A 12,288-nucleotide genomic window follows, 5' to 3' on the forward strand; every position below is an offset into this window, starting at 1 on the left:
TCAGAACGTGGAGGGAGCGCTATGACCAACAAATCTTCAGAAGATACACCAGCCGATCAACTTGATGAAACGTGGGACGATGAGCTAGATGAGTCCTTTGCACCTCGCCGGAAGAGGGGAAAGCTCACAGCATGGCAAGGTGTGGCAATTGGCATCGGTGTCGGCATTGCGCTTACGGCTGGCGCGGGAACACTGCTGTCTCGCCAACCCTCAACGGGTAAGACGGAAAATAATACACAACAAGCAGCACAACCCAGTTCAACTGTCACTGTTGCCCAAGCACAAACGAGTCCTATTGCCCGTACCTTAGCAACTACGGGTACAGTTGCCGCTCGTAACTTGATTCCTGTTCTCCCCCAGGCAACAGGCTTACAAGTTAAGCTAATTTTGGTGGAAGAGGGACAAACTGTCAAAGCTGGACAAGTGATGGCAGTTCTTGATGATTCGGTGTTGCGGGCGCAACTGGCTGGCGCACAAGCGAATGTTGCCTCAAATCAAGCCGTTGTAAAGCAAAGACAAGCGGCATTGCAGCAAGCCCGTGCAACACTCGCAGAAGCACAAAGCAATCTCCAACGGTATCAAACTTTAGCAAGAAACGGTGCAATTAGTCGTCAGGAACTGGAAACCCGTGCTACAACGGCGGCGACTGCCAGAGAAGCCGTTGCGAGTGCCGAAGCCCAGATTGGTAGCGCCGAAGCTGATGTCCGTAGCAGTGTAGCAACCGTTCAACAACTGCAAACACAGCTAGGACAAACGGTTGTTCGCGCCCCTGCTAGTGGTGTGGTTGCTGAAAAAACGGCTCAGATTGGGGATGTCAGTAACGGAACGCAAAAACTATTTTCTATTATCGGCAACGGTGCTTTGGAACTTGAGGCGTTGGTTCCCGCTACGCAACTACCGCAAGTTCGGATTGGTGCGCCTGCCACAATTACCTCCGATACTGATAACCGTGTTCGCCTGTCGGGACAAGTTAGAGAAATTGCGCCTTTAGTCAATGCCGAAAGCCGTGAAGCAACAGTCAGAATTGACATACCGCAAACGAACTTACTGCGTCCTGGGATGTTTGCCGATGTTGAAATTACAACGACAACGGCAACTGGAGTAACCGTGCCAAACAAGGCAGTTCTCCCCCAACCGGACGACAGTGCCATAGTATTCCTACTATCGGGTGAAGGCAAAGTGCAAGCGAGAAAGGTAGAAGTAGGGGAAGTTGTCAATGATGGAAATGTCGAGATTAGAAGCGGTTTGCAACCAGGCGATCGCGTGGTGGTAGCCGGAGCAGGTTTTCTCAAAGATGGCGATACAGTCAGGGTAGCGAATCAATAAGGGTAAGGGTAGTTGCCCTGTAACGACCGAGAGGTAAGAGAACAAACTCAAGATTAGCCAGTTCAAGCAACGTAAAAGTTTCATTGCCCAAGCGATGAAACGAGAGAGGGTCTTAACGAAGGCACTCTCACTCTGGCTGGCAAGAAATGTCAGGATTTGATGGAAAGCTTCAAGAAATTTACGGAAATTTTATCAGGATCAAGGCTAGCTTCCTTTTTAACAATTATTTTAGAAGTAGAAGCAACAATTTATGCATCTTTTCCCGCTGAGGTCACATCTAAAGGTTAAAATCCAAATTTTTTATGTCGTTCAACATCTCCGCGTGGTCAATTCGTAAGCCAGTTCCAACACTGGTGCTGTTCTTAGTCTTGACCGTAGTAGGGTGGTTTTCCTTTACTCGGTTGGGAATTGATTCCAATCCAAATATTGATATTCCTACGGTTTCAGTGACCGTAACCCAACCTGGTGCAGGACCCTCGGAACTCGAATCTCAGGTAACGAAGAAAGTTGAAGACGCTGTCGCTGGCTTGGGTAATATCGATAACATTATTTCCACAGTTAATGACGGGGTTTCTAGCACTGTTATTAATTTTGTCTTAGGTACCGATAGCGATCGCGCCACCAACGACGTGCGGAATGCCGTTGCCCAAATCCGGCAAGACTTACCGCAAGACATTAACGAACCGATTGTCCAGCGACTGGAATTTGCGGGGGGTCCGATTATGACCTACGCAGTTGTCTCGGAAAGTCGCTCAGTTGAAGACTTGAGCTACTTGGTTGACCAGACCATTAGCCGCGCCTTACTAGCAGTCAAGGGCGTTTCTCAGATCAAGCGGGTTGGTGGTGTTGATCGTGAGATTCGAGTCAACCTCGACCCAAGCCGATTACAGGCTCTTGGAATTACTGCTACTCAAGTCAATGACCAAATTCGCGCCTTCAACGTCAACCTACCAGGGGGACGAGGGGAGATTGGAGGAAGCGAACAAAGCATCCGGACATTAGGTAGTGCAGCCAATGTGGATGTCTTGAAAACTTATGAAATTGTGCTGCCGAATGGTAGTTCAACCCCTTTATCCAACTTAGGAGAAGTAATTAATGGCTATGCCGAGGTACGGCAGCAAGCACTGCTAGATGGTAAACCTGTGGTGGCATTCCAGGTGTTGCGTAGCACAGGCAGTACTCTCGTAACAGTAGAAGAAGGGGTTAGAAAAGAAGTCGAGAAACTAGAAAAGACTCTTCCCCGTGATGTCAAGCTGGAACTGATTTTTACACGAGCTGACTTCATTCGCGAATCCTATCAAGGCACTATTGATGACCTGATTCAAGCAGGTTCCTTGGCAGTGGTGACGATTCTGCTCTTTTTACGAGACTGGCGAGCAACCTTAATTACCGCCGTCGCCTTGCCACTATCCATCCTTCCCACATTTGGTGTTCAGTATTTACTGGGCTACACCCTCAACAGCATGACCTTGCTAGCCTTGGCGTTAGCGGTGGGAAACTTGGTTGATGATGCTGTCGTGGAAATTGAAAACATGGAACGGCACATGGCGATGGGGAAAACGTCGCGGCAAGCGGCTTTTGATTCTTCAGCAGAAGTTGGTTTAGCTGTACTTGCTAGTGCCGCGACGATTATTGCGGTGTTTCTGCCTGTTGCCTTTATGGGTGGCGTTCCGGGTCAGTTTTTCCAACCATTTGGGGTAACCGTTGCCGTTTCTACTCTCTTTTCTACCTTAGTGGCGCGTACTGTAACCCCAATGATGGGGGCTTATTTACTCAAGGAGAAGAAACCGAGTAAGAAGAAAGACTCTTTTCCCTTCTACGGTTTTCCTTCTACCTTCCGTAGACGATTCCAACCGTATCGCAGCTTGTTGAAATGGGCATTGCGGCATCGAATGACAACTATGGCAATTGCGATCGCGTTTTTCATCGGCAGCTTGATGCTCGTCCCCTTAATTCCCAAAGGATTCATTGATAATGGTGACTTGGGTATTTCCACGCTTACCGTTGAACTGCCTCCCGGTTCTACCTTGGAAGATACCAACAAAGTTGTGCAGCAAGCAAGTGGGTTAATCCGACGTTCACCCGCCGTTAGCAGTGTGCTGGGAACTATCGGCTCAAGTGGTGGCGGTAATGATGGGGGAGGTGTGAATAATGCGACAATTTTTGTTCAGCTCAAAGAGAAAGAGGAGCGTGACCTCTCCCAGGTAGAGTTTGAGCAGCAATTGCGTCCACAATTGTCCCAAATTCCAGGAGCAAGAATCAGCTTCCAGAGTCAAGGTGCAGCAGGAAGTAGCAAGGATGTATCCCTTCTCCTCAAGAGTGAAAACCCTGAAGCTTTATCAACTGCGGCTAATGCCTTAGAACAGCAGATGAGAACGGTGCCTGGATTAGTGGAAGTAAGTTCCACTGCAAGTTTAGTAAAGCCAGAGATTTTGGTAATTCCTGACCCAGCGCGTGCTGCTGACTTGGGCGTGACGGTACAAGCGATCGCACGAACAGCTTCGCTTGCGACTATCGGTGACAACGAAGCAAACTTGGCTAAGTTTAATCTCCCCGATCGCCAAATTCCGATTCGAGTGCAAATTAACCCAGAGGCACGAGACGACCTTGATACACTCAGAAATCTCCGGGTGCCAGGTTCAAATAATACACTGGTTCCCTTAGTCTCAGTCGCTGATATCCGTTTCGGTAGTGGCCCTGCAACCATTGATCGCTATGATCGCTCTCGTCAGGTTTCAGTGGAAGCAAACTTACAAGGAATTGCCTTGGGAGATGCGGTTGCAGCAGTGAATAAGCTACCAGCACTGAATCCGCTACCTCCAGAAGTCGTGCAACAATCGGCTGGGGATGCGGAGATTATGCAAGAGATTTTTGGTCGCTTCGGCGGTGCGATCGCGTTAGCCATCATGTGCATCTACGCCATCCTCGTTCTGCTGTACAACAACTTCCTCCATCCTGTGACAATCATGGTGGCGTTACCCCTCTCCTTGGGAGGCGCACTACTCGGCTTAATGATTGCTCAAAAGGCGTTAGGACTATATGCGCTGATTGGAATTGTCCTCTTGATGGGAATTGTGACCAAGAACTCAATCCTACTGGTGGACTATACGTTAATCAACCAGGAAGAAGGCAAGTCTCAATATCAGGCATTAATCAACGCTGGAACCGATCGCTTGCGACCGATTTTGATGACCTCTCTCGCTACGATTGCGGGGACAATTCCCTTAGCGTTGGGACTTGGTGCAGGCGCTGAAGTACGCAGTCCAATGGGCCTTGCTTTGATGGGAGGCTTCACTACCTCAACACTACTAACATTGCTGGTAGTACCTGTGTTGTTCACCTATGTGGATAACTTACAGCGATCGATTACCAACTTGGGTAAGAAAGGTGGGAAAAAGAAAGGTGGAGAAAAGCGATCGCCAAACATCCTTGAAGAATCGCAACCGACTAGCAATGGTGGAAAACCTAAATCCCCTGTCGGGAAGTAAGTTATTGCTCATCTAATTAACAGCATTAATTCATTGGAAGTATTCAGGGGTAAGGGTAGAAAGCATTTTACCTTTACCCTTTTTGTATCAAGAGTAATTACAGGTGATGTGTTTTAAGTAATGTTAATTGACAAACCAGTTCTCTATTTGAATATCCTGAAAGTCAGCATAATCTGCCTCGTTGTTTGTCACCAAAACCAGATTATTGACCACAGCGATCGCGGCAATTTGTGTGTCAACATAAGATGGAGTTTTGCCTAACCCAACTAATCTTGCTCTCTCATAAGCGTGCCATTTAGCGGCTTCTGTACTATATGGTAAAAGTAGCAACTTTGCTCCAACTTCTTCCCTAAGATAAGCTTCTATTGCTTGGCGTTTTCGAGAATTGGGCAGACGGTAGCAGCCATAGAGCATCTCATGAAATACAACTGTAGCTGTAGCAGTCAAGCCGCTATACCTAACCAACAATTCCATCAGGCTAGGATTCGGAACTGGACGCAGAGGCTCGGACAAGATGTTGGTATCCAACAAAAATTGAGGATTGCTCAAAAGCTGACCTCTCGACCTGAAGAGTGATCACGAACATCGTTGAATACCTCATCCTGCTCAATATCCAACGACTGGATGTGGTACTTCTGACGGAATTTCGCTAAATCTACACCAAATCCTACCTGGTCTGAGGTTAGGCGTTGATATTCTTCCAGCGATAACACAACAGCTACAGGTTTACCATGCCGCACAATCTGTACAGGCTTACCATTTTCTGCATCGTGAATGATTTGAGCAAAGCGATCGCGGACTTGGGCAATTGAGTACTGGTTAAGTGTCATTCGGTTGCAAAACTATATGGCTATACTTATGGCTATATTTTAGTATTGGAGACTAGATTAGGATTTAAGGGGAAAAGGTTTTTCCCTACAGCTAAACGCGAAATCTCTAGTTGCAGTAGGTTGAAAGTAGAGCAACTCTACAGCAATCTTTCCCCATGACACCATCCCTACCGACAACTGCCAGCAATCTTCCCACTCTCTATGAACAGGACTATTATCTCTGGTTGGAGACAACCGCTAACCTCTTGCGAGAAGGACAACTTTCTGCACTCGATGTCGCTAATTTGCTAGAAGAAATTGAAGACATGGGCAGGAGTGAGAAACGCGCAGTTTACAGCAACCTCAAGATTTTATTGATGCATCTCCTCAAATATAGGTATCAATCAGGGAAACGATCGAACAGTTGGTTAACGACTATTGTTGAGCATCGGCAGAGACTCAAAAAAGCACTCAAAGAAAGCCCAAGCTTACAGTCGTACTTTAATGAAATATTGGATGAGTGTTACCAAGATGCTAGGGAATTAGCGGCGGCTGAAACGGGACTAGCAATTGATGTATTTCCAGTTGAACCTCCTTTCTGTGCTGATCAAACACTCAACTCTGACTACTTACCTGATGAAGGCGATCGCATAGTCTAATGAGATGCAAGAATACCCAGGCTTTTCCTCTAGAGATATTTCCTCAGCAGTGTCTGTTTTTTGTAATTAAGCCGCGTTGGATTGTTATTGATACCCAAAGCGTCAATCTAATTTTGTTCTACAAGAGAATAGAGGATGTTGAGCAATTTAGAACAACTGTCCTGATTCAACCCAATCAAAGCCCTTAGCTCTTTTTCTAAGAGTCTCTCAGCTAATCCTGACTCAGGTAAAAATCCGAGGAAGAACTATATAGACACCCACTCCTGCAACGCTTTTGTCTTCTTGCGCCAGCACAAAAGTGTTACGCACTTGCGCCTGATGAGTTACCAGCATGACAGCAACGGATACTGCCTCACATAAAGTTTCAAATTGGAATCGGCAAACCTATCAACGGTTGAAACTTGCCTTGAGTCTGGGATTGCGCCGCCAACTTTTTGTGGCGGTGTGTGATGACCTAAGTTTGCGTAATCGATTGGCAGGGAAGTTGCACGCTGAGATGGGTGCAACCTCAGCAAAAGAGCTATTGAATGCTCAAAATCACCCAAAATTAGTGAGCTTGAACTTAAGCTTGAGCGCCCCCAATCCTCTAGGGCAGATGGCGCAATGGTTAGCGAAAAATCGACCATCCCGAAGTCCTGCACCAATGCCTGGATTTCAGATTTTGGGCATTGAGCGTTTAACACGGCAATCGCCAACAGTGCAACGATTGTTCCTTCGGCGTTTACAAACGATTGAACACAATCTCTCACGCCTGGAATCGACACTGTTAATTTGGTTACCAAGACCTTGGTTTCATACCATTCAGCAATCTGTCCCAGAATTTTGGCAGTTGCATACGGCTATCTTTGAATTTGAAGGAGAACCAACACCACTACCCCCAGTTGGCGCTTCCAAACCAGAAGCATCTAAGCCTTCACCACCATCTGAGGAAGCAACGGGTTCGTTCAAGGAAGACTTGCGAACGCTGCTGACTCAAGATTTGGTCAAGCTAGCTGACATTGGTCAGGAAAAACAGCACGACGGCGATTTCAAATATCCTCAATCCGGTTCAGAAGTAGCATTCAACGCCTTGGGTGGGGGGTTTCCTCCTGTAACAAATTACCCAACATTTCCTTACTCTACTCCTAGTTCCCCCTTATCCGTTCCAAAGGAGCCAACAGAAAATCGGGTAGCACCGCTTCAGCCTGATTTGAGGCTAGGTGATAGTGTTCAGAATGAGCCTACTCAATCTGATGAGCAAGCTAATGATGATCAGTACCAAATTCCAGATATCAAGTTAGGCGAATCAGCGGCACCCTCTCAGCCAAACGTCCAACAGCCCTCAGCTAACCCAACAGCGTTGCAAGCTGACTCTTATCTGCAACTGGGTAACTACTATCGCCAAGTGATTGAACAGGGAGATGCGTCTGAGGAGAATTTAGCGATCGCAATTCAGGCGTATGAGCAAGCGCTGCAATACTTGGGAGAGGACTCGCCTCACTTATCCGATATCCTCAATGACGTTGGCAATCTCTACTGGATACTCTCTCGTTCTCCTAGCAGCGTTGATCATAGCCTGTCCTACCTAGAGCAAGCGATTCAATCTTACCAACTGGCATTAACAAGGCTGGTTGCCGAAGAGGTTCCCCAAACCTATGCAATGATTCAGAATAATTTGGGAGCCGCCTACGGAGACTTAGCTCGTCATCAAGACTCAGCAGAGAACTTAGAGCAGTCGATTCGCGCTTATGAAGAAGCCTTGCGCTATCGCCGTGCGGAAAGCGAACCACTCAAGTATGCTTCCACACAGAACAATTTAGGGACAGCTTACTGGAATCTCGCTCAACATCAATCACCCGTTGCCAATTTACGAGCTGCGATCGCATCTTATGCCGAAGCCCTGTCGTATTACAACACGAAAACCGAGCCGTTGAGTTGGGCAATGATTCAAAATAACCTGGGTACTGCCTACTGGAATCTTGCCCAATACGAAAAACCAGAACACTGGTTAGAGTTGGCAACCTCAGCGTATCAAGATGCTTTGATGTACCGTAAACCAGACGTTACTCCTGCGGCTTGTGCTGCTACACAAAATAACCTAGGCACAGCTTACTGGCACCTAGCCGATCGATTTCAAGATGAACCAGACGCACAGGAACGATACTTAAAGTCTTGTATTGCCACTTATGAAAGTGCGATCGCGCTTGTCCAGCAACTTTCGCGCAACACCCCACCAATCCCGATAAACTTCGATGTCCTTTCAACTTATAACAATCTAGGACTCGCATATTACCAACTAGCCACAGAAGCACATTTTTCCTTAGATAAAGCGTCTAAATCCGTTCATCTTGAAGCGGCTCTACACCAACACATACAAGCTTGTACAGGTGTATCTCCGCAATCGGATTCTTATCAAACTACCCTCAGCTACATTGTCAAAACCATTCGTGCTTTCTACCGTGAAGGTGGCATTGCTGGACAAAACCTTGCTCTATCGAAAGTTCCAGGGCAGTTGTTACCAGAAATTTTGCCACGGTTGTAAATGAAGGGCTAGGGCGTGTTTTCAAACTTAATTGGCTTCGTTTATGTAGTGCAGATCCCCTTAAATCTCCCTTAAAAAGGGGGACTTTGAGAAGATTCTCCCCCCTTTTTAAGGGGAGCTGGGGGGATCTGAATTTAATTAAGTCAGTGACATTCAAGTTAAAACAGTGATCGCTTCTAGAACAATCCCTAACGGGTGATTCGCCAAATTTTGATTGTTTTGTCCCAACTCCCACTGGCAAGTATCTGTCCATTCGGGCTAAAAGCAACAGAATCAACGACATCTGAATGCCCCTCTAGAGTAACAATCTCCTGTTTAGTAGAAACATCCCATACTTTGATAGTCCGATCCCCACTGCCACTGGCTAAAGTTTTGCCATCTGCGCTAAAAGCGACAGACGTAATAAATGCTGAATGCCCCTTGATGGTGCTAATTTCCTGTCCGGTGCGAACGTCCCACATTTTGATAGTGCTGTCTCCACCTCCAGTGGCTAAAGTTTTACCATCAGGGCTAAATGCGACAGAACTAACCCCGTATGAATGCTCTCTGAGTGTCATAATCTCTCGTCCGGTACTGACGTTCCACAGCTTAGTAGTTTTGTCCTTACTGCCACTGGCTAAAATCTTGCCATCGGGACTAAAAGCTACAGAATTAATATATTTGCGATGCCCCTTGATGGTGCTAATTTCTCGTCCCGTGCTAACCTCCCACAATTTAATAGTGCAGTCTTTACTGCCACTGGCTAAAATCTTGCCATCGGGACTGAAAGCAAGGGAAAAAATTAACTCAATATATAAACTCTGCGTTGAATGCCCTTTGAGGTGGCTAATCTCCTGTCCGGTGCTAACGTTCCATAGTTTGATAGTGTCGCTCTTACCAAAAGCTAAAGTCCTGCCATCGGGGCTAAAAGCAATGGAATTAACCCCACCAGAATGTTCCTTAATAGTGCAAATCTCCTGTCTGACATCAACATCCCATAGTTTGAGGCAGTTGTTTTTGTCCTTGTATCCACTGCCACTAGCTAGAGTTTTGCCATCGGGACTAAAAGCTACAGAAAGAACTTGGGCTGAATGCCCTTGGAGAGTAGCAACTAAGGAAATGTTTTGATCTGCAATTTTAGGGGGTGTCTGTACAGTAGGTGAGAGTGCTACAACATCGACGCTTGTTGCTTCCGAAATCTCCAAGTCTTGCATTACTTCTGATGCTGATTGATACCGTTGCTTAACCATGCTGTGAGTCATTTTGTCCAGAATGCGACCCAGTTTATCGCTCACCGGATTGTTGGGTAGGTAATTGCGCCACACAAAGGCATTCTCTATCGCGTCATACAGCTCAGGCGACTCAATGTCAGTCAACAGATGAATGCAGGTGACACCCAAACTGTAGATATCGCTGGCAAACACCGCTTTCCCAAATAGCTGTTCCGGGGCTGCATAACCTGCTGCGCCGATATATGTCCCAGCTTTGCCTAAAGCCGTTCCAGTCGCATACTTAGCCGCCCCAAAATCCACCAGCACCAGTCTGCCATCCGAGCGACGACGGATGATATTCTCTGGCTTGATATCCCGATGAATCACCTGCCCTTCATGGATAAATTGCAGCACAGGCAGTAAGTCACCTAAGAGGCTGCAAATCTGTTTTTCTCGGAAAACACCCGTTTCTGCCAACTCCTCGGCTAAGTTTTGTCCGTCGATGAACTCCTGCACGATGTACTGGCGACTATCTTGCTCCAAATGCGCGAACAGTTCTGGAATTTGGGGATGTTTGCCCAACTGTTCCAAGCGCACTGCTTCCTGCTGAAATAACTCGGCGGCTTTGCCAGAATTATTTTGCCCTTGAGGATAAAACTGCTTAATCACACACTGGGGTTTTGATGGCTTGTACTCATCCTCTGCTAAAAGCGTTCTGCCAAAGCCCCCTTGAGCAAGAGGTTTGATAGCACGATATCGCTGTGCCAGTAAAAGTTTTGTACCGCACTTTTGGCAAAAGTTTGACCCATCAGGGTTCTGGGGCTTCTGACAATCCGGGTTCAGGCAGTAGCTCATAACAGGTTAGTAATCGGCAAAAGAGTCTATTGTGAGTGTTCCCAGAACTGTCCTGTTCAAAACGCGATCGCACTATCCGTCTCGCCAACTAAGACATAAACCCGATCGCATCACGCGGCTAAACCTTATGATCATCTTCAACTAACCTTCAGAGAGATGCGATCGCATTAATTGCAACGCTAAAGTTAACACCTGAGCGCATCTTGGAACTCCCATCATGGCACCCGAATCAGACGATTTCACTATCGGTGTCGAAGAGGAATATCAGATTATCGACCCTGTAACCCGTGAGCTGAATTCGCGTGTTAAGCAGATACTACCAATTGCACGGAAAGCACTTGGTGAAGAGGTACAGCCGGAAGCTCAACTTTCCCAAATCGAGATTGGAACACCAATCTGTCGAACACTTGCAGATGTGCGTCGAGAGCTCGTACACAGTCGCCGTGAAGTCATTGCCGCCGCCGCAAAAGATGGTAATCGCATCGCTGCTGCTGGAACACACCCCTTCTCTCACTGGGAAGATCAGCAAATTACACCCAAAGATCGCTACAAAAGCCTGGAACGAGATTATCAACAACTCACACGCGAGCTACTGATCTGCGGTTGCCACGTCCATATCGGGATTAGCGATCGCGAGATGGCAATTCAAGTCATGAATCGCGTCAGGGTATGGCTTGCACCCTTACTCGCTCTATCCGCCAATTCACCGTTCTGGTTGGGTACAGATACAGGATATGCAAGTTATCGCACCGAGATTTGGAGTAGGTGGCCCCTATCAGGCGTTCCCTCTATTTTCCAATCCCATGGCGAATACAAAACACTTGTAGAAGCCTTAGTTGCTACTAAAAGTGTGGAGGAAGCAACGAAGATTTACTGGGATGTCCGCCTCTCCGAACGATATCCAACCGTCGAGTTTCGCGTTACGGATGTGTGCTTGACGATAGACGAAGCGGTGATGGTGGCAGGACTTGTGAGTGCTTTAGCGCGGACTTGTTACGAAAAAGCGTACCGTGATGAACCCTTTGTCACCGCACGCCCTGAACTCCTACGGGCTGCTCATTGGCGTGCCGCACGTTATGGTTTGGAAGGAGACTTGATGGACGTTAGCAATCTTACTGCCGTCCCAGCGCGTGAACTGGTAGAGAAATTTCTGACATTCCTGCGCCCATCACTTGAAGATGCTGGAGAGTGGGATGAAATTTCATCAATCGTACATGAAACCATGCAACGCGGCACAGGCGCCAGCCGACAGCGCAAAGCTTACAAACGTGCGGGGTGCATAGAGGATGTCGTTGATTTAATCATCGAGGAGACGGAGAAAGGAACCGCATGAGGGTAATTCTATTTTTGTATAGGACTTACGCAATTTACTCTTGGAAGCGCCATTAGTAGGGGCGCACAGCTGTGCGCCCCTACTATATATGGAGGTAGTGCGTAAGT

8 protein-coding genes are annotated in these 12,288 nt (G+C 47.2%); 5 read left to right on the forward strand and 3 right to left on the reverse strand.

Annotated features, from left to right (window positions below):
• Positions 1-21: 21 nt before the first annotated feature.
• Complete coding sequence (locus H6F98_RS09015; protein ID WP_192218325.1) at positions 22-1,326, forward strand: efflux RND transporter periplasmic adaptor subunit; 1,305 nt, start codon at positions 22-24, stop codon at positions 1,324-1,326.
• A gap of 302 nt (positions 1,327-1,628) precedes the next feature.
• Positions 1,629-4,814, forward strand: a complete 3,186-nt coding sequence (locus H6F98_RS09020) for an efflux RND transporter permease subunit (RefSeq protein ID WP_192218326.1) — start codon at positions 1,629-1,631, stop codon at positions 4,812-4,814.
• 123 nt (positions 4,815-4,937) lie between these two features.
• Here the strand turns inward: H6F98_RS09020 and H6F98_RS09025 are convergent, their stop codons facing one another.
• A complete protein-coding gene (locus tag H6F98_RS09025; protein WP_192218327.1) occupies positions 4,938-5,363 on the reverse strand; it encodes a type II toxin-antitoxin system VapC family toxin in 426 nt (141 codons plus the stop codon).
• Complete coding sequence (locus tag H6F98_RS09030) at positions 5,360-5,644, reverse strand: type II toxin-antitoxin system Phd/YefM family antitoxin (protein ID WP_192218328.1); 285 nt, start codon at positions 5,642-5,644, stop codon at positions 5,360-5,362. The genes H6F98_RS09025 and H6F98_RS09030 overlap by 4 nt, the downstream gene beginning before the upstream one ends.
• A 155-nt stretch (positions 5,645-5,799) precedes the next feature.
• Between H6F98_RS09030 and H6F98_RS09035 the strand changes: the two genes are divergently transcribed.
• The gene (locus H6F98_RS09035; RefSeq protein WP_192218329.1) at positions 5,800-6,282 is read left to right on the forward strand and encodes a DUF29 domain-containing protein; all 483 of its coding nucleotides are present in this window, start codon (positions 5,800-5,802) and stop codon (positions 6,280-6,282) included.
• Between the two features lie 331 nt (positions 6,283-6,613).
• Positions 6,614-8,803, forward strand: coding sequence for a tetratricopeptide repeat protein (locus tag H6F98_RS09040; RefSeq protein WP_192218330.1), 2,190 nt, complete (start codon positions 6,614-6,616; stop codon positions 8,801-8,803).
• Positions 8,804-8,991: 188 nt separating this feature from the next.
• Here the strand turns inward: H6F98_RS09040 and H6F98_RS09045 are convergent, their stop codons facing one another.
• Entirely contained in the window at positions 8,992-10,848 is a 1,857-nt protein-coding gene (locus H6F98_RS09045) for a WD40 repeat domain-containing serine/threonine-protein kinase (protein WP_192218331.1), read from the reverse strand.
• A gap of 217 nt (positions 10,849-11,065) precedes the next feature.
• Between H6F98_RS09045 and H6F98_RS09050 the strand changes: the two genes are divergently transcribed.
• Positions 11,066-12,181 (forward strand): carboxylate-amine ligase, encoded by a 1,116-nt coding sequence (locus H6F98_RS09050; RefSeq protein ID WP_192218332.1) that lies wholly within the window; start codon positions 11,066-11,068, stop codon positions 12,179-12,181.
• Positions 12,182-12,288 lie beyond the last annotated feature (107 nt).

The organism is Microcoleus sp. FACHB-SPT15, from assembly GCF_014849525.1.
Taxonomy (GTDB): Bacteria; Cyanobacteriota; Cyanobacteriia; order Cyanobacteriales; family Coleofasciculaceae; genus Symplocastrum; species Symplocastrum torsivum.